Origin of the sequence: Streptomyces sp. NPDC001480 (genome assembly GCF_042894725.1) — a bacterium.
Taxonomy (GTDB): domain Bacteria; phylum Actinomycetota; class Actinomycetes; order Streptomycetales; family Streptomycetaceae; genus Streptomyces.
The window spans coordinates 102,612-123,294 of sequence record NZ_JBIAVX010000006.1; the positions used below are offsets into that span (position 1 = coordinate 102,612).

Consider the following 20,683-nt stretch of genomic DNA (forward strand, 5'->3'; position numbering starts at 1 on the left):
ATCAAAGCGGAATGCGCCCTCTTGCATGACGTGGGGCCCGGCCTATCCGGCCGGGCCCCACGTCAATCTCCGCTACGGATAGCGCTCTCACGCCGAGGATCTGCGCCTACCAGCGGTACCAGCGGCCCTTGCCACCCGCGCCGTCCGCGGACCGGACGACGAAGCCCAGCAGCCACACGATCAGCACGACCACAGCGATCCACCACAGCGCCTTCAGCGCAAAGCCCGCGCCGAAGAGGATCAGAGCCAGCAGAAGAACCAGAAGCAGGGGAACCATCGTTATCAACCTCCTGACCACCGGATTCCCTTACCCAGCCCCTACAAGCACACAAAAAGGGAGTTAATTGCACGAGATCAAGGGCATGTACGCGCCGTTCACGCTTCCCCCTCTCCGGCATCTGATGCACCGCAGTCATGCGGCGACGATCACTCAGTGTTCGGCCGTGGCCTGGGGTTTGCCGGCGCGGTGAGGGGTCATGCGCACAGCCAGCACCTCATGCCGGAAACAAAGGAAGGTGAGCAGCATGTCCGCCAGCGAGAAGGCCAGGGCCAAGGCCGAGCAGGCCGTCGGCAAGGCCGTCCAGGCAGCCGGACGCGCCACAGGCAACGAGAAGCTGATCGCCAAGGGCCGCGCGGCCCAGGCTGCGGGCCACGCCCGCGAGACCAAGGAGTCGCTCAAGGACACCGGCCGGCGCTGACCGCTATAAGGCACCTGCGCGTGAGGGGCGGCCCGGCATCTAGGTCGCCCCTCATCCCTGTGCTGTGTGCAAGCTGCGACGCAGCTCAGGTATGGCCAGTCACGCTTGTGGGACGGCCCGAAGGAATAGCCAATGCCCGTGGATCTGGGTACTAGGTGGAACGTCACGTAATTCCCCGCCGGCGGCGTCAACTACCCCGCTCGCACGTTCGGGATTCCCGCTCAGGGCTCGGGGTCCGTTCCACGGGAGGGCGTGTGCGGCTGCAGTGGGCTCCCCCGGTGCCGTAGTGGGCGAGGTGCAGGGTTTCACCGTAGATCTGGAGCTGTACCGGCGGAGGGTTGGCAACCCAGATCCATGGGTGCGAGTGGCCGTCGATGCGGACGGGCTCCGGGGCTGGTTCCAGCTGTCCGCCCATTCCTGGGCCCGCTCCCGGGTCCACGGGTTCTGCAGGGTCCGCGGGGAGGCCGGATCGTGCCGGTAGCCGTCGAGGCTGCGGACGAGACCTTCGCTGTAGACGCCCATGCGAGCGGCTTGACATGATCATTGAGTCGTTTCCCGAGATTCGGGCGGCAGCCCTCGCGCAACTGCCCGCCGACACCGGGCCGGAAGGCGTTATGTGACCTGCACGGGTGTCTCAGGTGCACGGTGTCTCGTGTTCTCGGGGCGGAAATCATGACGCAACTGCCAGTCAGCCGGGGGGAGAGGGTTCAGTGCCCCGTGCTCATCTCCGACGGCGGGCAGTCAGCCTTGGCCTGTCGTCCCTTCAGCAAGAGCGCGCCCAGGACGGCCGCGACAACCTGGCAGCCGGCCACCGCGAAGACGAGGCTTCCCGACCCGGCGGACTGCCAGCCGCCCGCCAGAGCGGCCCCGCCTGCGGCGAAGGTGCTCTTGATACTTGCTCCCAGAGTGAACACCTGGGTCCGGGTGGTCGGCGGCGCGTAGCGATCGCGCCCGGTAAGAAGCGCGGCGAAGAGCGGGCCCGTGCAGCACCCGGCCAGTGCAAAGCCGCCGGCTGCCGCGGCGGCGTTGCGCGCACATGGCACAGAGGCCAGCGCCGCCCCGGTCGCGAAAAGCATGGTGATGACGGTCCATTCGGGGCGGCGGCTGCCCCACGGTCGCCAGGCGTACGCCAGTGAGCCGGTCAGTGAGCCGAGCGCCATGGCGGTCATCAGGCCGCCTGCGGCCCAGGGCGTCTGGTAGCGAGCGGCGAGCAGCACACAGACCACGGGCAGGGCACCGATCCCGAGCTGGCCCACTCCGCTGGCCCATGTGAGCGAGCGCAGCGGCGGGTCACGGACCAGCAGAGCGGCTGCGGCCCCCAAGTCGGCGGGGCGCAGCGCGTGGGTCCCGCCGGCGCGGGGGCCCAGCGGCAGGGCGAAGACAAGCAACCCGCCACCAGTGGCACCGGCGCCCAGTACCAGGAGGGCACGGGCGGGACCGGTTGACGCCGCGAGGGCAGCGGCGAGGGCCGGCCCGGCAATCCCGGCCAGGTTGTAGGAGACGGCGTCCAGGCTGAAGGCACGGCTCAGCGCCGTGGGCGGCAGCAGGTCGCCCAACAGACTGGTCAAACCTCCCGTCAACAGAGGGGTGCAGCAACCTGCTGCACCCGCTACGGCCAGGACGACAGGAGCGGAGACCCGCCCGACCAGCATCGCGACTGCGCCCAGCCCCGTCCCGTAGAAGACCAGGAAGCTGGCGTGAAACAACCGACGTCGCCGGACCCGGTCGGCGACGGCACCGACCAGCGGGGCGGCGACGACGCTGGGCACCAGCAGGGCCGCGACGAGAGCACCTCCGAAGCCGGTACTTCGGGTACGGTCCACGGCGAGCACCACCACGGCGACCCGCGCCCCTTCGGACGCGAGGCGGACCAGCAGGGCCACCTGCAGGTAGCGGATGAGCACCCACTTCTCCGTGCCTGCATGCCTTTCCGACTGCACGGACGTCTGCGTAAGCACTGCATGCCTCCAGACCGGGACCCTGCTGTTCGAGTGCCCCACGTGGCTCATCCTGCTTTCGTCATACCCTGAAGGTATGACGGCATGTGTGTTCGGCGCCCGCGCAGCCCATACTCGGGGGGTGAGTTTCTCCTTCATCAGTGATCATTTGGCCCTCGATTTCGCCGCCACCATGGCCTGGCGCACCACGCGCCGCAAGGAACTGCTGGTCGAGCCGCAGGACTTCACCTGGTGGACTGTCGAAGCCGGCGTGGTGGACGGACTGGAGGCGGTCGGCCAGACGGAACTGGCCCAAGCGCGTGCGCTGCGTGAGGCGATTTACCGGCTGGCTCTGGCAGCCGCAGGAGACAAGCCGGCTGACTCCGAGGACATCGCCCGAGTTCAGCAGGCCGCCGCGCACCCTCCAGTCCGCCTCACACTCCAGGCCGTGGGACAGGTGGAACGCCACGGTGGAGTCCAGGAGGTACTGGCCACCCTCGGGGCGAGCGCCAGCGACCTGCTCGGCGGACCCGACCGCCTGCTCATCCGGCACTGCGCCGGTGAGCCGTGCACCCGTCTCTTCGTCGACCGCTCCCGCGCAGCTACCCGCCGCTGGTGCTCCAAGCGAAGCTGCGGCAGCAGGATCAACGCCGCCGCCTACCGCCGCCGCCGCACCCGCGACGACGTGCAAGTCTGACCCGGACCTTGCCTCTACCGTCGAGGACTTCCGCGGCCACCCGTGTTCCGCATCTATCCCGGCACCGTCGGCGCGTTGCAACCGGCCGTGCTGAGGGTTTCTGCGAGCCGGCTCCACCCGGGAAGCAGGGAACGGCGCATCTTCCTCCTCGTGCGGCTCGGTGACGTCCTCGACCGGCGCCGCCTCATCCCGACCGCACCGCCAGCCGCAAGCGGGTCGTCTGACTGGCCGCTCTACGGCCGCCGTAGCCGCACGAGGTTCAGGCTGCCCCGACAGCTGGACTTCGTCCTGCCCCGTCGAACCGATACCGTTTGCGTGCTTGCTCCGTAGAGATGCCGCTGCCAACTCTTCGCGGGCGAGACGGAATGTCGCCGTAGGCGCCTCCATCCGCAACGCTGTTGTTGTGCCCGCTTCCATCCACTGAGAGTCCCACGGCGCCCGTGCCGCCGCGGAGTTCGGAGTTCCGGCAGTGCTTTTCGACGTCACCCGTAGCGAACTCGCCGGCATCTTCGGCGAGGACCGGATCGCGACCCTGCCCGCCACCGCATTCCCGCCCGCCGCCGCGGACACCAAGGGCGCCCGCCTCCTTCAGACCGTCGGCGTCCCCACCGGGACGTTCCTGCTGCGTCAGCTCGACGAGCACGACGGCCTGCTGCCCCTCGTCCAGGACGTCGCCTGCATTGAGGACTTCGAGGACGCCGCGGAGGGCGCGGGTGACTGGTCCGTCATCGGCTGGCTGCTCAACGCGCACCTGGCCCTCGACCCCGCATCCGGCGGGTTGTACGCCTTCGACCCCGATCAGGAGACCGTGCAGAAACTCCACACGGACGTCTCCTCCCTCGTCCAGGTCACCCTCCGGTTCCAGCGCCTGCTCGAAGAGTTCACCTTCAGCGGCGACGAGGAGTCCGACTTCGAACGCTTGGACGGCGAGGTCCATCGCATCCGGGAGGAGACGAGCAGCATCGACCCGCTGCCCTTCCAGAACGACGAGACCGTCTGGTCGGTAGTGGGCGATGAGATCGCCATGGGCCAGCGTTTCAAAGGCAACAGCCCAGGACCCCGCTCGCTCTACGTGTGATCGCCGGCCGAGGCCGCCGTCTCCTCTGCTCCGTCTGCTCCGCGAGGTCGCGAACATGTTCAGCCGGATCCTTGACCCACTGCTGGGCTTCTCGTACGTCCCAGTCGCCCATCGTTTTCCTCGTGGAGTCCGGTTCGGGCTCGTGGCCTCGGCCGGCTTATCAGCCCGCTGGATAGATCCCGTCGCCTACCAGACCCGGTCGGCGAGCGGCGCCTGACACGGCCAACCTGCAGGGCGGCCGGAAGACCCGGTGGTCGCTCGGCGTCGCCGCTCTCGGGCCTGCCGGAGACGCGCCGGACACCGAGGCGGCCCGCGCCGCCGCGCCGCCGCGTTGGCAGGGTTTCGGTCCCGCCGACACCTCGCACGGCGGACTCTCCGTCGACAGCCGCTTCTTCCCTCACGGCCCGGACTTCCTCGGCTTGCAGGAGCGCCAGACACGCCTGCGAGGCGGCGACGCCTCCTCGGACTCGTACTGCTACCGGCGCTGATGGAGCCGGTTCAACCGGGCACTGCGCACACAAGCCCGCCGCCCTCGCAGGAAGGGGGCACGCTCCCGCGCTCTACGCAGCAGGCGCACACACTGACGATGGACCCGGGTGGCAGCTCCCCCTCAACCCCAACGCTGGTGGCCGTGGTCCTGGTGACTGTGGCCACTGTGGTGGGCGCCTGGCTGGCGCGGCGTGGATCCGGCCGGCCCGCGCTTCTGCCGGCCGCCGTGTCAGGGATCTTACTGATCATTGCGGTCCTCGATCCCCTGCCCGACGCATGGGACGAGGCCCATGAGGCCGGTGTGCCGCAGTGGACGGTGCCGCTCACCGCCCTCGCCTCCGTACGGGGCGATGGGCGCCGTGATCCGTACGGGCTGCCCGTGCGAGCCAGGTCGTGCGGGCGGCTCGGCGCGGCATCGGGGCTCGCTCTGCGTCGCTCCCTTGAGGGGGCGACCCTGGCGCTGACCGCCTCAGTCGCCGTGGTGGCGGCGCTCCTGGTGCACGCGGTCGGCGAGGGTCTGTCGCCGGCCACGAGCGCGTTGCCGATTCCGGACAGCCTCATGCCGCTGCTGCTCCGCCTTCGTCGGCGGCGTACTCGCGCAGGCGGCGTGGGTGGCGCTGAGACCCTCACCGCGCTCGCAGTCCTTGTCGGGGCAGTCAACCGTTGAACGCGACCGGTCGCACGAGGGCGATGAAGGTCAGGGGACCCAGCGGGCGCGGCCGTACGACTCTCTGCCCTCGGCCCCTCCACTCCATCCACATGTACCTCGCCGCGCTGGAAAAGGATTGACCCGATGCCGACTCGGCAATTCCATGCATGCCCCCCCGCTCGTGGTGATGCTGCGTCCCCTCGCGGGCTGCGGAGACATCGCCGCCGCGCTGACAGCAGGGCGGCCGTGGCGGCCCCGGCTGCCAGGGCTGGCTGTGAGGTGCAGCGCGTTGGGTATGGCGCCGACGCTGCGTCCGTGTCTGTCGCGTAATTTCGGCCCGGGCTTCCTCCATGGTCATTATCGGTGGTGGGGGACGGGCTTGCGGTGTAGCGTCACAGGCAGTTGTCGTGGTTCGCAGTACCTGCCCGCGCCCTGGTGCGGGCGTTTTGCTGTGCAGTGCCTGAGGACCAGGACGATCACCTTCGGGCCCGCGCGGTGCGGACCCGATATCGACTGAGAGGCACCGGCATGGCCAGCGGCACCGTCAAGTGGTTCAACTCGGAAAAGGGCTTCGGCTTCATCGCGCAGGACGGAGGCGGACCCGACGTCTTCGCGCACTACTCCAACATCAACGGCAACGGCTACCGCGAACTCCAGGAAGGCCAGGCTGTCACCTTCGACATCACGCAGGGCCAGAAGGGCCCGCAGGCGGAGAACATCACCCCTGCCTGACACGCGCCCGCGCTGACGGCCGGGCGCCTCGAGAGCGTTCGCTCTCGAGGCGCCGGGCGTCGGCGAAGCCGTCGACCTCAGCACCATTGCAGCCGGGAAGGTCGGCGCCAAGGCCCCCGCTCTCACAGAGGCCGCGCCGCGCAGACAGCACCGGCCGGCACATGACCACTCACCAGCGCTGCGCAATCGCAGTAGCACTCAACGCGGTCAAAGTCCCGAGGGAGCGTGGAAGCCACCTCACAGCACCTGTGCAGTCTCGGCATGGGATCACGTAGGGGCCGGTGGGGCCGTTGTCGCGGTCGTGAGGCCGGAGGAAGAGGGTGCGGCGAGCGACCGACGGCTTCGTCGCCCCACACCAGATGTATTGATCATGAGCCTTGTTTCCTCCGGTCGGGCTTGGAGCTCCCCCTTGGTCTGCCTGACGTGAGAGAGGTCGGGGTGGGTGTGAGACTGAGCTCGGAAGAGGTGATCCCCATGTCGGACCCACCGCACGCGTCCGCAGGTTCCCATACCGCCGTCGACGAGAACCGGCTGGAAGAACTGATCATCGAGGCACAGGCGGCCCTGCCGGTTGAACTGCCCGCCCTGGCGAACCGGTGCGCCTCGGCCCTCGGCCTGGACACCGCGTCGATCTACCTCATCGATCTGCAACAACGACTGCTCATCCCACTCGACGAGGCCATGGAGACGCTGCCAGTGGACCGTTCGTCGGCCGGCTGGGCGTACCGCACGGTCTCCCCGCGAGTGGCCGAGGCCGACGACGGCGTGATGGTCTGGATGCCTCTGGTCGACGGTGCGGAGCGGCTGGGCGTCCTGGCAGCGCGGACCGCCTCACTCGACGGGGCGCGTCTGCGCCGCGTCCGGATGCTGGCCCATCTGTTCGCCATGCTGATCACCTCCAAGCGCGCCTACAGCGACTGGCTCGCCGCCCGTACTCGTACCGCGACCATGCGGTTGCCCACCGAGATGTTGCGGGCCTTCCTGCCACCCCGCACCATAGGCAGCAGGAGGTGCGTGTCGACCGCGGTCCTGGAACCGGCGTACGACATCGCCGGCGACGCTTTCGACCACTCGGTCGTCAAGGACGTGCTGCACACCGTCATCCTCGACTCCATGGGGCACGATCTGGTCTCCGGCCTGACAGCTTCGGTCGCCATGGCTGCGGCACGCAACGCCCGCCGCGGCGGTTGCGACTTGGCCGACGTCGTCGGGTCTGTCGACCAGGCGCTCGCCCGGTGGCTGCCCGACCAGTTCTGCACCGGCGTGCTGTGTCGGCTCGACGCGAAGACCGGGGTGCTGCGCTGGGTCAATTGCGGCCACCCGCCGCCGCTGCTGATCCGTGCCGAACGGGTGCTCGACGGGGCGTTGGACAGCCCCCCGCAACCGCCGATCGGCTTGGCCGGCCAACTCGCCCCGGCAACCCGGCAGGTTCACGAGACGACACTGGAGCCGGGCGACTGCGTTCTGCTCTACACCGACGGTGTCGTGGAGGCACGGGACGCGGACGGTACGGAGTTCGGCCTCGACCGGTTCACCGACTTCATCATCCGCTCCTCCGCCGCCGACGAGCGCCCGGCCGAGGTGCTGCGGCTGCTCATCCACGCCATCCTCGACTACCAGCGCAACCAGCTACGGGACGACGTGACCATCTTGCTCTTCGAGTGGCGCCCGCAGCACCGTTGACCGGCATTGCGCCGGCCCCGCAGTTCCTGAAGGTCCGGGACTCCGTTGTGCGCTTGGGCATCGCGCTACGACCACACGCTCGATCATTGGTCTTCTGCTGCACCACCCCGTCCAGGCGCGGGAAGCCCTGCCCCACGAAGCGTGCCATTTCAACCGACGTCAGCAGTTGTGTGCTGGTGCTGGTCGGCATGCTATGAACGTCAAGGGCGCATCTTGCGCAGTCGTGAGCTGTAATCGTCCACTGGTGGCAATTTTCCGCTGTCATGGAGCACGTGTCCTTGATCCTGCCTTCGGCCTCCTCACCGCTGCCGCCAACAGCGACCTGGCGTCGATGCGATACACGTTCTCCTCAACCATCCCCTGCCAGCCTGTCGCGGCGGCTGGGGAGAGCCAGGTCATGGCCGGCAGGCCGCGAGAATTGCCACGACGACTCCAGGCACCGCATCGGGCACAGCCTTCCCGAGGGGGGCAGCCGCCCCTGCCCCTGGTGGTTCAGCCCAGGGCGAGTTCGGTCAGGGCATCGAGACGGGTGGGCGTCCAACCGAACTCGCGGCGCGCCCGGGCGCCGCTGAACTGCTGGTCGAGGGCGAATGCCCCGGCGATCGGGCCCATCCGTCGTACAGCCTGCTCGACAGTCAAACCGGTGCTCTGATAACGAAGATCATGGGCGGGTGAGAATGCGTATCCGGAGGAGTCGGATCCACGAGGTGGTCTTGCGAGGACTCGGGATGTCGGCCCGGACCGGTTCGGCGGTGCCCGCGCGGAGGGCGGCGAGGTGTTTGGGACGACCTGGCGGCTGCCGCGATAGCCGCGGCGGCCATGACGACACGTACGCTCGCCGGACGGTATCGGCTCGGCAAGTTGATCGGGCAGGGCGGGATGGGCCAGGTCTGGTACGCCTGGGGCCTGTTGTTGGAGCGTCAGGTCGCCGTGAAGGTGCTGCACGGCGGGGTCCCTGGTGGGGAGGGCGCTCTGGTGCGGGAGCGGGACCGGCCGGCGTTCGTAGAGCAGCTCACAGAGCTCCTCATTTTCACATAATACGGGCACAATGCACCGCTCACCACCAGAGCGGCTGGTGATCGGGTCTCAGGGACACGCCGTGTTCGCGGCGTGTCCCTGAGACTGAACGCACACTTGGCTCGCCCTCGCTCACCCGCGCTACCGGTGGACCGTCAGAACAGCCCCTTGGCACGGTTGAGGCCACTACCAATCTTGACGCGGGTGCCGTACGACCCCTTGCCGTCGCCGGACTGGCGGTAGAGGTTGCCGGCAGTGTCGCGGGCGATCAGATCGCTCTTGCCGTCGGCAGTGATGTCGCCGACGCCGACCACCACGTTGTAGGAGCCGCCCCAGCGACTGGCGATCTTGACGCGGCCGGCGAAGGTGCCGTTGCCCTTGCCGTAGTAGCGGTACAAATTGTTGGAGGTGTCCTGGGCGATCAGGTCGCCGATGCCGTCGCCGTTGAGGTCACCGGCGCCGACGACCTTCTTGTACGTCTTCCAGTTGGCGTACAGCTTCACGCGCGCGGAGAGGGTGCCGGTGCTGGTGCCCTTGTAGAGGTAGACCGCGCCGGTGGAGGAGTTGCGGGCGATCAGGTCCGGGCGGCCGTCCTTGGTGACGTCACCGGGGTAGGTCAGGACGTCGTACTGCTTCCAGCCGGTGCTGGAGACCGTCTTGTACGGCGTGCCGGCGGCCGACGGCTCGTTGCCGCAGCCCGGCCAGTAGGCGCGCAGGGCGTCGCCGACGCGGACGAGGAAGTCGTTGCAACGGTCGCCGTTGAGGTCGCCGAACGGCACCGCCTTGATGCTCGTCGACCAGCCGCCGCCGATCTCACCCCCCGTCAGGTCGCCGCGGCCCGTGCCCAGGAGCCACTGGAGCCTGCCCGAGGTGTCGAGTTGGAGCAGGTCGCCGAAGCCGTCGGAGACGATGTCGACGCCGCCGCTGAAGTCACGGAAGGCCGGGCTGCCGCCGGCCACGGCGATGGTGCCGGTCCCCAGCGTCGACGGGGTGCCGGAGCCGTACTGGACGGCCTTCAGCGTCCAGGTGAGCCTGCCGTTGACGGTGATCGCGCCGGTGCTGGTGCGGCCATTCCAGACCGGGGCGATCGTCGTGGCGGAGCCGGGGTTCCCGGTGAGGGTGCGGACGGTCCGCCCCGCGGTGTCCTTGAGCGTGAGCGTCCAGGAGGCGACGGCGGAGTTGGTGGTCCAAGAAGGCTTCCAGGCGGCGCTGGAGGAGGTGGTGCCGTTCAGGAACACCCTCGCCGGGACCGTGCTGTCCGTCACCTTGAGGGTGGGCCAGGCCATGGTGGAGGCCATCACCTCCGTGTCGTAGGAGATGGTGGACGACGGCCCCCAGACCGCGGTGGCGGAGCCGACGGCGTCCGCGGCGATCTCGACGTGCACCGACCGCCCGCCACCTACCCGGCGCGCGGACGTCCACTCCCCGCCGGCCAGGGTGGACTCCCACACGGACTCGCGCTGCTGGTCGGCGTCAAGCTCGGGCCACAGCACATGGACCGAGCCGTCGGGGGCGATGACCGCGTCGGACGTGTACTGGGCGTCACCGGAGGACAGCGTCCTCGACGCCGACCAGGTGCCGCCGGTGCTGTCGAAGGTGGTGGTCCGTACGGCGTCCGCGCCCGTGGCCCGGTCGGTCCAGACGAGGGTGACATCGCCGTCGGGCCCGACCAGCGGCTCCGGGACCTCGGCGGGCTCGCCGACGGCGGTCGCGGCGGTCTGCGGCCGGCTCCACGCGGAGGCCGCGCTGGAACGGCGCATGATCTGGAAGGTGCCGTTCGCGTCGTGCCACACCAGGTGGACCGAGCCGTCCGGGGCGGAGGCCAGCGCGGGAGCGTCGGTGGCCGCGGTGATCTCCTGCGGGGTCGGCCAGGTGTAGGTGTCGAACGGCCTGGTGTTGGTCATCACCCGGTAGTACTGGGAGCTCACGCTCATCCAGTACGAAACGACGAGCCCGCCCTGTCCGTCGTAGGCGATCTGCGGGTGCCCGACAGTCCCGTAGCCGGAGGCGCCCGCGTAGGTGGCGGCGTTGCTGACCTGCGCCGGGGTGGACCAGGTGCCCTCCCCGACCAGGGTCGCCGCGTACGCCTCACTCCTGCCGGTCCGCCACACGCGCTGGCTCCACACGGCGGCGATCGTCCCGCCCGGCCCCACGGCGAGGTCGGGGGAGTCGAAGTCCGTGCTCTGGTCCGAGGCGATCACCGTGGGCTGCGACCAGGCGGACTGTCCGGCGCCCAGGGTGGCGGAGGCGATGTGGTCGGTCGTGGTCCACACCGCGGCGACCGAACCGTCCGGCCGGGCCGCGAGACGCGCCTCGCTGACCGTCTCGGAAGCCAGGACCCCGGTGGTCCACGTCTCGCTGTTCGCGGGGCGCGTCGCCCAGTGGAGGACGCCGGTCGTGTACTGGGTCCAGACGGCCACGGCGGTGCCGTCCTTGGCGATGACGACGTCCTGGACCTCGGACTTGTAGCCGTACAGCGACACCGGGCTGCTCCACGGCGGCTGCACGGTCGCCGCGGCGGCCGGTACGGCCGGGAGCGTGCTGCCCGCGAGGGCGAGCGAGACGGTGACGAGTGCGGCGGCCGCGGCACGACGGCGCGACGGCAGCGCTGATCTGCCCATGTGTGTGGATTCCCCTCCCCGTAGGGGCCGTTCGCCCCCCGATCGGCACCTTAGGGGGTTCGTGAGCGAATCGTGAAGGAGTTTGATTGAGTGGCGTAGAGGGGTGCGGAAAAATCTTTCAACGGCGGCAACACTTCACGGTCCGGCGACCACTGACAGGGTGTAAACCCGCTCCTCCCCGTATAGCCCCCCTGGCAGCTGCTTCCGCAGCCATGCCGCCCGGGCCGCCTGCCGGCCGTGCGGGAGTACGTCAACGGGCGGCCGGTGTCCGTCGGGCGCAGGCGCGTCTCCGAGGTGCGGCTGCGCCGACCGGGGGCAGGCCTCCGACCAGCGTGGCCGGGCTGATGGGCTGTCGCAGGTCCAGGTAGCAACGCAGCCGTACTCCGGGCTCGTCGGCGTCCCGCGTCGTGTGCTGGGCGGGCGATGTCTGCACGAGTTCGGCCAAGCTCCGTCCCGGCTTCGGCCCCGGGTGGTCGTGGTCGGCTCCGTGGATCCAGCCACGCAGCAGCTGCTCATCGTCGCTGTCCATGCCGTCCGGCCTCGCAGCCGCCGCCGACAACGAGGGTGGGGGGTGTCGCCGGGCCTGGGAGGTGCCGTCGGAGACGCTGATGAGAGGTCCGGCCACCGTCCGGTCCGGCGCAACGCCGGATAGTTTGCGAGCGGCAGGTCTGCATAACGTGGATGCGCGCGTACGACACCACTGCCGAGGCCGGCACGTTCGACTCCCCCTGGAAGGGCGCGATGTTCAACACCGAAGACGTGGGAGCAGCCCAACAGCGAGCCCAAGCTACGGGCCGTCTTCGACAAGCTGACCGCGAAGTTCGGCACCGTGCTGGTGATCGTGGACGAGCCCGCCTCGGTCGGTGCTCTTCCCCTGACTGTGGCCCGGGACGCGGGCTGCCAGGTCGCCTACCTGCCCGGCCTGGCCATGCGCCGGATCGCCGACCCCTACCCGGGTGAGGCCAAGACCGACGCGAAGGACGCCGCGGTCATCGCGGACGCCACCCGCACCCTGCCGCACACCCTGCGCTCGCTTGAGCTCACCGACGAGATCACCGTCGAGCTCACGGTCCTCGTCGGCTTCGACCAGGACCTCGCCGCCGAGGCCACCCGTACGTCCAACCGGATACACGGCCTGCTCACCCAGTTCCACCCGTCGCTGGAACGCGCGACGACCAGACCGTGCGCCTGTGGGACGTGTCCGACGCGGCACACGCCACCGCCGTAGGCTCGGTCCTGACCGGTCACGCCGGAGCCGTCACAAAGGAACGGCAAGCGGGTTCAACCGGTCCTGGAAAAGTCCGCCTGTGTGCCATACCTGCGGACCGCCCTGCCACAGCGCTTCCTGACGCCGACCGGGCTGGTGCCTGACATCGAGTTCAGCGGCCTGGGGATTGCATGTGCCGGTGTGTCATCGGCCGATGGACGCAGGCCCGGAGGCGCGCGAGACGCTCACCGCGGGTTCGCGGGAAGCCGCTGCATAATGGCCCACCGACCAGGACTGGATGCGACGGTGCGGCAGTCGCGCGCGGACCGCCGACGGCTTTGTTGTTGAATCTCTGCGGCGGCTGTGTCAACGCGTATGACAAGCGTGTGTCATCCATGCAAGATCGATTGTGGGAGTCCCGGGCACTGCCTACGGTCCTGTCCCGGGGCAAGCACCCTCGTGCCCCGACCCGCTACTCCGCGCCGATCTTCAGGAGTTCGTTGTGCCTCTTGGCCCTGCGGAATTAAGCAAAGATGTGCAGCACGGACCCATCACCCGCCTGGGAATCGTGGGTTCGGGGACCATGGGCGCCGGCATCGCCGAACTCTGCGCCGTGCGTGGTCTCGACGTTCGTCTGATGGTTTCCCGGGAATCGTCGCTCATCCAGGCGCCCCGTCGCATCGCGGAATCCCTCGACCGGCGGGTGGCGAAGGGAAAGCTCGACAAGGGGGCGCGCGACGACGCCGTCGCCCGTATCCACGTCACCACCGACCTGGGCGAGCTGGCCGACCGGCATCTGGTCGTCGAAGCCGCGCGCGAGGACGGGGCTGTGAAACGCGAGATCTTCGGCGCTCTGGACAAGGCCGTCCCACCGGAGACGATACTCGCCTCGACCACCTCCTCCCTCTCGATCGCCACACTGGCCCGTGCCGTCAGCAGGCCCGAGCGGGTGATCGGCATGCACTTCTTCAACCCGGTCAGCACTCTGCGGCTCGTCGAGATCGTGCCGGCGCTGCTCAGTGACGAGGCGATCTGCGACCGCGTCGAGCAGTTCGCGACCGATGTCCTGGACAAGACGTGCGTGCGCACCGCCGATCGCAGCGGCTTCGTCGTCAACGCCCTGCTCATCCCTTACCTGCTGGCGGCCGTCAGAATGGTCGAGGAGGGCACCGCGTCGGCGGAACAGGTCGACCTGGCCATGGAGCTCGGATGCGCGCACCCCATGGGGCCGCTGAGACTGGCAGACCTGATCGGGCTCGACGTCGTGGCCGCCATCGCCGACTCCTTGCATGAGGAGTTCAAGCAGCCGCACTACGCCGCTCCGCCGTCGCTGCTGCGACTGGTCGAGACCGGATGGCACGGGCGGAAGAGCGGCCGCGGCTTCTACGTCTACTCCTGATCCGTTCCCGGTCCATCTTCTGCTCCATTCCTGTCCCATTTCCTGTCCCCTTCTCTGGTCCATTCTCTGGTCCATTCTCTGGTCCATTTCTGGTCCGGGCCTCCTCTCCCCCGGACGTTTCTCCGGACGTCCCGAGCGGTTTCGAGCGTTGCATCCGGCCGCCGGGCAATCCTCCGCGCGCTCATCGCGCGCTTCCCCACGACCTAAGGCTGTGAAAGAGCGCACCATGCACGCATTCCTCAACGTCAAGAAGTCAGCGGAAGTAAGTGACGTCTTCTGGGACGTCACCGAAGAGGCAGGTTTGTTCGACGTCGTCGTCAAGGGACTGGGCGACGGAGAGCACCGGGCGATAGACGACGGACGCGAGTTCATCAACATGTCGTCGTACTCGTACCTGGGATTGGACACCCACCCCAAACTCGTCCGGGCCGCGGCGGACGCCGTGCTGGCCGAGGGGGCACTCAACACCTCGACCTCCCGCATGCGGGTCCGCTTCGAGTCGCTGCGCAATGCGGAGGAGGCACTGTCCGGCCTGTTGGACGCCGAGGTGGTGACCGTGGCCTCCTGCGCCGCCGCGGCCTGGGCCGCCCTGCCCCTGGTCGCCTCGGGCCTGTTCACCGACGGCGAGCCACCGCTCATGGTCTTCGACCGCAACGCCCACTTCTGCCTGAACGCGATGAAGCCCAGCGTCGCCGACGAGGCCGAGGTGACCACGGTCCGGCACAACGACGTCGAGGCTCTGGAAGAACTGTGCAAGCAGCACAAGAGGGTCGCCTACGTCGCCGACGGCGTGTACAGCACCGGCGGCCAGGCGCCCGTCCGGGAGCTGCTGCGCCTCCAGGAGAAGTACGGCCTGTTCCTCTTCTTCGACGAGGCCCACGGCATCTCCACCGTGGGCGAGCGGGGACGAGGCGTCGTACTGAGCGAGATGGGCGAGATCAACGACCGGACGCTGATCATCACATCCCTGAACAAGGGCTTCGGAGCCTCGGGCGGTGCCGTGCTGCTCGGCCCCCGTGGATCCGCGCGCAGACGTACCCTCGCCATCCGCAACGGTGGCCCCATCATGTGGTCGCAGCGGATCAACACGGCCGGGCTCGGAGCGGTGCTCGCCTCGGTCGAGCTGCACAAGACGGAGGAGTTGACGGACCTCCAGCGGCGTCTGCAGGAGAACATCGCGCTCTTCGACAGCCATATCACCACCGAGCAGCACGGCGACGGCCTGCCGATCCGGCACGTCAACCTCGGTGACGAGGGGGCGACCGTGCGGCTCGCGCAGCGGCTGTTCGAGGAGGGCTTCTACTCCTCACCGATCTTCTTCCCCGTCATCGGCCGCGGGAAGGCCGGTCTGCGGCTGATGCTGCGGGCCAACATGCAGAAGGCCGACGTCGACCGTTTCTGCCTGCTGCTGAAGAAATGGCGGGACCAGCTCGGCTGAGTCCCCGAGCGCCGCACGCGAGCCACGAGTCCATGAGTCAACGGGAACCGCGCGATCACGGAGATCAGCGCGTCAACAGGGGAGCCGAGGACGTCAGCGGATGGCTGTACTCACTTCGAACATCGACACCGGATCAGAGACCTTCCGACGCAACGCCGAAGACTTCGAAAGCAGACGGGACGCCGTCGAGCGGGCCAGGCAAGCCGCGGTGGCCGGCGGCGGCGACCGCGCCCACCGCAAGCACGCCGAGCGCGGCAAGCTCACCGCACGGCAGCGGATCTCCCGGCTGCTCGACCCGGGTACCGCGTTCCTGGAAATCGGGCAGCTGGCCGCGCACGACGTGTACGACCAGCCGGTGCCCTCGGCCGCGCTGGTCACCGGAATCGGGGTGGTCGCCGGCCGCCTGGTGACGGTCTTCGCCAACGACGCCACGGTCAAGGGCGGCACGTACTTCCCGCTCGGCGTGCGCAAACACCTGCGCGCTCAGGAGATCGCGCGGGAGAACGGCCTGCCCTGCGTCTACCTGGTCGACTCCGGCGGGGTGTACCTGCCCCTCCAGGAGGACCTCTTCCCCGGGGAACACCACCTGGGCCGGATCTTCCGCAACATCGCCGAGATGTCGGGCGCCGGCATCCCCCAGATCGCCGCGGTCATGGGATCGTGCACGGCCGGTGGCGCGTACATCCCGACGATGTGCGACGAGGCGGTGATCGTACGCGGCACCGGCACGGTGTTCCTCGGCGGACCGCAGCTGGTCAAGGCGGCCACGGGCGAAGTCGTCGACGCGGAGACGCTGGGCGGAGCCGACCTGCACACGCGCGTCTCCGGCGTGGCCGACCACTTCGCCGAGGACGACGAGCACGCCCTGGACCTCGTCCGCGAAATCGTGTCCCGCCACCCCGCGCCGCCCGTGACCGAGCCACCCGTCCCACCCCAGGAACCCCTCTACGACCCCGCCGAACTGCCGGGCATCGTCAGTGCCGGACTGCGCGAACACATCCCCGCCCGCGAGATCCTCGCGCGGCTGCTGGACGCAAGCGAGTTCTCGGAGTACCGGGCACGGTACGGGACCACGATCGTCTGCGGCACCGGTCGCATCGGCGGGTTTCCGGTCGGCGTCGTCATCAACGACGGCATCCTCTTCCCGGACAGCTCACTGAAGGCGGCCAATTTCGTCGAGCTGTGCGTCCAACGGGACATCCCCCTGCTGTTCCTGCACAACATCAACGGCTTCATGGTCGGCTCCCAGTACGAGGCCGAGGGCATCGCCAAACACGGGGCGAAGCTCGTCAACGCGGTCTCCACCGCGCGCGTTGCGAAGTTCAGCATCGTCATCGGCGGCAGCTACGGCGCGGGGAACTTCGCGATGTGCGGCCGGTCGATGGGTCCCCGGCTCATGGCCATGTGGCCGAGCGGTTCCTCCACCGTGGTCGGCGCGGAACAGACCGCGACAGTGATGGCGCTGATCCGCAAGGACCAACTGGCCAAGCAGGGCAGGACGCTCACCGCCGAGGAGGAGCAGGCGATCCGGCAGCCGATCGTCGAGGCGTACGAGAAGCAGTCACAGCCCGCCTACTTCGGGGCGCGGCTGTGGGTGGACGCGGTGATCGACCCCGTGGAGACCCGGGACTGGATGACGCTGAGCCTGGCCATGGCCGCCGGCTCGCCCAAACAGGAGACGCGTTTCGGCGTCTTCAGGATGTGAGGGGCCGTGCTGAAACGAATCCTGATCGCCAACCGTGGTGAGATCGCGCGGCGGATCGCCCGCACCTGCGCGCGGCTCGGCGTCGAGTACGTCTGCGTGTACTCGGACGCGGACGCCGGAGCCGACCACCTGACCGGCGCCTTCGAGAAGGTCCGCGTCGGTGCGGCTCCCGCGGCGCGGAGCTACCTGGACATCGACGCGCTGATCGACGCGGCGCTGCGCTCCGGGTGCGACGCGGTCCACCCCGGCTACGGGTTCCTCTCCGAGAACCCGCGGTTCGCCGAGCGGGTCGTCGAGGCGGGCCTGACCTTCGTGGGGCCGCGGCCGGAGACCATCCGGGCCATGGGTGACAAGGCCACGGCCCGCAAGCTGATGGCAGCGGCTGGCGTGCCCGTCCTGCCCGGCTCACCGGAGGCCACCGAGTCGCACGCCGAGCTGGCCGCGGACGCGCGGAGCATCGGCTACCCCTTGATCCTCAAGCCCGCCGCGGGAGGAGGCGGCAAAGGCATGCGGGTGGTGACCGACGAATCCCAGCTGGCCGACGCGGCGGCCGAGGCCGTCCGGCTGGGACGCGCCGCCTTCGGAGACGGGCGGGTGCTCGCCGAGCGGTACGTCCCGTCGCCCCGCCACATCGAGGTGCAGGTCTTCGGGGACACCCAGGGCTCCGTCGTCCACCTGTACGAGCGGGACTGCTCGCTCCAGCGTCGGCACCAGAAGATCGTCGAGGAAGCCCCGGCCTTCGGTCTCGACGAGTCCGTACGCACGGCGATGCTCAGTACCGCCGTCCGCGGGGCGCGGGCACTGGGTTATGTCAACGCGGGCACCTTCGAGTTCATCCTGGGGCCCGACGGGGACTTCTACTTCCTGGAGGTCAACACCCGGCTCCAGGTCGAGCACCCGGTGACCGAGGAGATCACCGGGATCGACCTGGTCGAGTGGCAGCTTCGCGTCGCGGCGGGCGAACCGCTGCCGGTGCCCCAGGAGGAGATCACCAGCAGCGGCCACGCGATCGAATGCCGGGTGTACGCGGAGGACCCCGCGGCCGGATTCCGGCCGGCGCCGGGCCGGGCGGTGTACGCGCGGTGGCCGGACTCCGTGCGGGTGGAGGCGGCCTTCGACACCGCGGGCGAGGCCTCGCAGCACTACGACCCGTTGGTCGCCAAGCTGGTGGCGCACGGCCCGGACCGTGCCGCGGCACTGCGTCGGCTGGATGCGGCGCTCGGTTCCACCACCGTCCTCGGCCTGACGACCAACGTCGGTTACCTCACCCACCTGCTGGGCGAACCCCGCGTACGGGCGGGCCGTACGCACACGCACCTGGTGGACGGCGTCTCACCGGCGGACGGCCACGAGACCGCGGACCTCGCCATCGCCTGTGCCGCCTCGATCGCGGCCATGCCCGCACCCGAAACCGCCTCCCCGTGGTGGGGGCGGCTTGGACCCCTCGACCGCGCGGCGCTGGCGCCCGACGCCCCATTGGGCCGGATCACGGTCCGCTGCCGGGGCAGCCGGCGGCAGGCGGCCATCACGGCCCGGACCGGCTCCGTCCTGGCCGTCCGTGTAGGGGACCGGACCGTCGACGTACGCATCACCCGGCAGGGCCCGGTGTGGACCGGCCACGCCGGGGGTCACCGGTGGTCCGGCACACGCGTCGGCGCCGACGTCGAACTGTGCATCGGGGGCGACCGGTTCACGATCACCGACGACGTCCGCTCCGACCGGGACGCCGCGGCGTCGGACAACGTCCTGCGCGCCTCACTCCCCGGCGTCGTCGTCTCCCTCCCGCACGCCGAGGGGGACCGGGTCGAAGCCGGTGAGACGGTCGTCGTGATCGAGGCCATGAAGATGGAGCACCGCCTTACCGCGCCCGCTCCCGCCACGATCGAGAAGCTCGGTTGCGCGCTGCACGCCGCCGTGGCGGCGGGCCAGGTCCTGGCCGTGCTGCTGCCCGAAGAATCCTCAGGGCCCCCACCGGGACAGCCGGTCCGGCCTGCACCGGAACGGAGCGAACATGTCCGCTGAGCCCACTCCTCGCCCCACCCTGCTGCTGGTCGGCGGCGCCCGCGCCGTGAAGATCAGCCTCGCCATGGTGACGGACGCCCTGGAGCAGGCCCGCGCACGCGGTATCCGCACCCACGTCGTCGCCCCGGCCGTCGCGCTCGCCGCGACCCCCGACGTGCTCGCCGCCGCCGACGCCGCCTCGGCGGTCGACTTCGGCGATCCCCTGGGGACCGCGCGATGGGCTGCCGACGAGTCGGCGCAGGGCCGGCCGATCGACGCCGTCTACGCGTTGCAGGAGATGGCCCAGGTCGCCGTCGCGGAGACCGCGCGGGCCGTCGGCGCCGTCGGCAACCCCCCTGAGGCGGTCCGCCGTATCCGTACGAAGGACCTGTGCAGGGCGGCTCTCTCCGAGGCCGGCTTCCCCCAACCGCCGGTGCGGCTGTGCGGCGGCGCGGCCGAGGCCGAGGCGTTCATGGCGGAGGTTCCCGGCCCCTGGGTGGTCAAGCCCCGCGACGCCATGGGCAGTATCGGCGTGAGCCTGGTCGAGTCGCCGAAGCAGCTCGGGCAGGCTCTTGCCGTGCTCCCGGACCCGGACCGCTTCCTCATCGAACAGTTCGTGACCGGGCCGGAGTTCAGTGTCGAAGGTGTGTTCCTGGACGGGCAGCCGCACATCTTCGCCATCACGGCGAAGGACAAGGCCGAGCCACCCTTCTTCGTCGAGATCGGACACACGCTCCCCGCGGTCCTCTCCCCCACCGACGAGCACCGCGTCAAGGAGCGGGTCACCACCGCACTGCGCACCCTCGGCCTGTGCGCCGGCGCCTTCCACGTGGAGCTCTGGCTCACCGCGGACGACGTGGTGCTCGGCGAGGTCCACGGCCGCTACGGCGGCGACTGGATCCACCGCATGCTCGAACACGCCGTCCCGGGACTCGACCTGTACGGCGTCGTCTACGACGACCTGCTCGGCCGCCGCCAAGACCCGGCCGAGTATCTGCCCGAACGCGGAGCGGCCGTCCGCTACTTCACTCCCCCACCCGGCCGGCTGCTCTCGGTCGAGGGGTGGGACGAGGTGCGCCACCACCCGGCGGTGCTGTACGCCGAACTGTCCGTCGGTCCCGGCGACCGTGTCCAGCCGCTCCGCAGGTCCAGCGACCGCGCGGGACTGATCGTGGTCGGCGCGGAGGACGCCCCGGCCGCCGAGAAGCTGGCCCGCGAACTCGTCGAATCCGTCCGCTTCACGGTGGAGCCCGACGGCTCGGCCGGCCCGTCCGCCTGATGGGCCGCCACCCGCACGGCGTCGACGCCACTCCCACGACCACCCGCAACGCC

Annotated in this window: 17 protein-coding genes and 1 pseudogene; 13 read left to right on the forward strand and 5 right to left on the reverse strand. The window is 69.6% G+C overall.

All coding sequences use genetic code 11. The annotated features are described in order from the left end of the window. Positions 1-106: 106 nt before the first annotated feature. The gene (locus ACFY01_RS15945) at positions 107-277 is read right to left on the reverse strand and encodes a hydrophobic protein (protein WP_190177074.1); all 171 of its coding nucleotides are present in this window, start codon (positions 275-277) and stop codon (positions 107-109) included. A gap of 247 nt (positions 278-524) precedes the next feature. On the opposite strand from ACFY01_RS15945, the gene ACFY01_RS15950 reads away from it, so the two are divergent. Further along, positions 525-698 (forward strand): CsbD family protein, encoded by a 174-nt coding sequence (locus tag ACFY01_RS15950; RefSeq protein ID WP_390736314.1) that lies wholly within the window; start codon positions 525-527, stop codon positions 696-698. 707 nt (positions 699-1,405) lie between these two features. On the opposite strand, the gene ACFY01_RS15955 is transcribed toward ACFY01_RS15950, so the two are convergent. After that, complete coding sequence (locus ACFY01_RS15955; RefSeq protein ID WP_390736315.1) at positions 1,406-2,602, reverse strand: MFS transporter; 1,197 nt, start codon at positions 2,600-2,602, stop codon at positions 1,406-1,408. Between the two features lie 175 nt (positions 2,603-2,777). Between ACFY01_RS15955 and ACFY01_RS15960 the strand changes: the two genes are divergently transcribed. From ACFY01_RS15960 to ACFY01_RS15980, 5 genes are all read left to right on the forward strand, one after another. Then, the gene (locus tag ACFY01_RS15960) at positions 2,778-3,332 is read left to right on the forward strand and encodes a CGNR zinc finger domain-containing protein (protein ID WP_390736316.1); all 555 of its coding nucleotides are present in this window, start codon (positions 2,778-2,780) and stop codon (positions 3,330-3,332) included. Positions 3,333-3,801: 469 nt separating this feature from the next. Then, positions 3,802-4,410 carry an SUKH-4 family immunity protein gene (locus tag ACFY01_RS15965; protein WP_390736317.1) on the forward strand — a complete coding sequence of 203 codons (609 nt, stop codon included), beginning with the start codon at positions 3,802-3,804 and terminating at the stop codon, positions 4,408-4,410. A 631-nt stretch (positions 4,411-5,041) separates the two neighbouring features. After that, positions 5,042-5,566 carry a hypothetical protein gene (locus ACFY01_RS15970; RefSeq protein ID WP_390736318.1) on the forward strand — a complete coding sequence of 175 codons (525 nt, stop codon included), beginning with the start codon at positions 5,042-5,044 and terminating at the stop codon, positions 5,564-5,566. A gap of 510 nt (positions 5,567-6,076) precedes the next feature. Then, entirely contained in the window at positions 6,077-6,280 is a 204-nt protein-coding gene (locus ACFY01_RS15975) for a cold-shock protein (RefSeq protein ID WP_190203608.1), read from the forward strand. 474 nt (positions 6,281-6,754) lie between these two features. Then, entirely contained in the window at positions 6,755-7,963 is a 1,209-nt protein-coding gene (locus ACFY01_RS15980; RefSeq protein ID WP_390736319.1) for a PP2C family protein-serine/threonine phosphatase, read from the forward strand. A 492-nt stretch (positions 7,964-8,455) separates the two neighbouring features. Here the strand turns inward: ACFY01_RS15980 and ACFY01_RS15985 are convergent, their stop codons facing one another. Then, the gene (locus ACFY01_RS15985) at positions 8,456-8,602 is read right to left on the reverse strand and encodes a hypothetical protein (protein ID WP_390736320.1); all 147 of its coding nucleotides are present in this window, start codon (positions 8,600-8,602) and stop codon (positions 8,456-8,458) included. A 180-nt stretch (positions 8,603-8,782) separates the two neighbouring features. On the opposite strand from ACFY01_RS15985, the gene ACFY01_RS15990 reads away from it, so the two are divergent. After that, on the forward strand, positions 8,783-9,001 hold the full coding sequence (locus ACFY01_RS15990; RefSeq protein WP_390736321.1) for a hypothetical protein: 219 nt from the start codon (positions 8,783-8,785) through the stop codon (positions 8,999-9,001). A gap of 134 nt (positions 9,002-9,135) precedes the next feature. Here the strand turns inward: ACFY01_RS15990 and ACFY01_RS15995 are convergent, their stop codons facing one another. Next, positions 9,136-11,601 (reverse strand): FG-GAP-like repeat-containing protein, encoded by a 2,466-nt coding sequence (locus tag ACFY01_RS15995; RefSeq protein WP_390736322.1) that lies wholly within the window; start codon positions 11,599-11,601, stop codon positions 9,136-9,138. Between the two features lie 250 nt (positions 11,602-11,851). After that, positions 11,852-12,130 (reverse strand): DUF6207 family protein, encoded by a 279-nt coding sequence (locus tag ACFY01_RS16000; RefSeq protein ID WP_390736323.1) that lies wholly within the window; start codon positions 12,128-12,130, stop codon positions 11,852-11,854. A 240-nt stretch (positions 12,131-12,370) separates the two neighbouring features. Here ACFY01_RS16000 and ACFY01_RS16005 point away from each other — a divergent pair. From ACFY01_RS16005 to ACFY01_RS16030, 6 genes and pseudogenes are all read left to right on the forward strand, one after another. Next, a pseudogene (locus ACFY01_RS16005) lies at positions 12,371-12,769 on the forward strand (IS110 family transposase); the annotation flags it as partial. 574 nt (positions 12,770-13,343) lie between these two features. Beyond that, on the forward strand, positions 13,344-14,207 hold the full coding sequence (locus tag ACFY01_RS16010; protein WP_390736324.1) for a 3-hydroxybutyryl-CoA dehydrogenase: 864 nt from the start codon (positions 13,344-13,346) through the stop codon (positions 14,205-14,207). Between the two features lie 226 nt (positions 14,208-14,433). Next, a complete protein-coding gene (locus tag ACFY01_RS16015; RefSeq protein WP_390736325.1) occupies positions 14,434-15,645 on the forward strand; it encodes an aminotransferase class I/II-fold pyridoxal phosphate-dependent enzyme in 1,212 nt (403 codons plus the stop codon). Between the two features lie 100 nt (positions 15,646-15,745). Then, complete coding sequence (locus ACFY01_RS16020) at positions 15,746-17,350, forward strand: carboxyl transferase domain-containing protein (protein ID WP_390736326.1); 1,605 nt, start codon at positions 15,746-15,748, stop codon at positions 17,348-17,350. A gap of 6 nt (positions 17,351-17,356) precedes the next feature. After that, the gene (locus tag ACFY01_RS16025; RefSeq protein WP_390736327.1) at positions 17,357-19,372 is read left to right on the forward strand and encodes an acetyl/propionyl/methylcrotonyl-CoA carboxylase subunit alpha; all 2,016 of its coding nucleotides are present in this window, start codon (positions 17,357-17,359) and stop codon (positions 19,370-19,372) included. Continuing rightward, the gene (locus tag ACFY01_RS16030) at positions 19,362-20,630 is read left to right on the forward strand and encodes an ATP-grasp domain-containing protein (protein ID WP_390736328.1); all 1,269 of its coding nucleotides are present in this window, start codon (positions 19,362-19,364) and stop codon (positions 20,628-20,630) included. The genes ACFY01_RS16025 and ACFY01_RS16030 overlap by 11 nt, the downstream gene beginning before the upstream one ends. Positions 20,631-20,683 lie beyond the last annotated feature (53 nt).

Excerpts from the sequence above, each read along its gene's own strand:
- ACFY01_RS15950 (WP_390736314.1), top strand. The coding sequence starts at position 525 with ATGTCCGCCAGCGAGAAGGCCAGGGCCAAGGCCGAGCAGGCCGTCGGC.
- ACFY01_RS16015 (WP_390736325.1), top strand. The coding sequence starts at position 14,434 with ATGCACGCATTCCTCAACGTCAAGAAGTCAGCGGAAGTAAGTGACGTC.
- ACFY01_RS15975 (WP_190203608.1), top strand. The coding sequence starts at position 6,077 with ATGGCCAGCGGCACCGTCAAGTGGTTCAACTCGGAAAAGGGCTTCGGC.
- ACFY01_RS15980 (WP_390736319.1), top strand. The coding sequence starts at position 6,755 with ATGTCGGACCCACCGCACGCGTCCGCAGGTTCCCATACCGCCGTCGAC.
- ACFY01_RS16000 (WP_390736323.1), bottom strand. The coding sequence starts at position 12,130 with ATGGACAGCGACGATGAGCAGCTGCTGCGTGGCTGGATCCACGGAGCC.
- ACFY01_RS16030 (WP_390736328.1), top strand. The coding sequence starts at position 19,362 with ATGTCCGCTGAGCCCACTCCTCGCCCCACCCTGCTGCTGGTCGGCGGC.
- ACFY01_RS15945 (WP_190177074.1), bottom strand. The coding sequence starts at position 277 with ATGGTTCCCCTGCTTCTGGTTCTTCTGCTGGCTCTGATCCTCTTCGGC.
- ACFY01_RS15990 (WP_390736321.1), top strand. The coding sequence starts at position 8,783 with ATGACGACACGTACGCTCGCCGGACGGTATCGGCTCGGCAAGTTGATC.
- ACFY01_RS15995 (WP_390736322.1), bottom strand. The coding sequence starts at position 11,601 with ATGGGCAGATCAGCGCTGCCGTCGCGCCGTCGTGCCGCGGCCGCCGCA.
- ACFY01_RS16020 (WP_390736326.1), top strand. The coding sequence starts at position 15,746 with ATGGCTGTACTCACTTCGAACATCGACACCGGATCAGAGACCTTCCGA.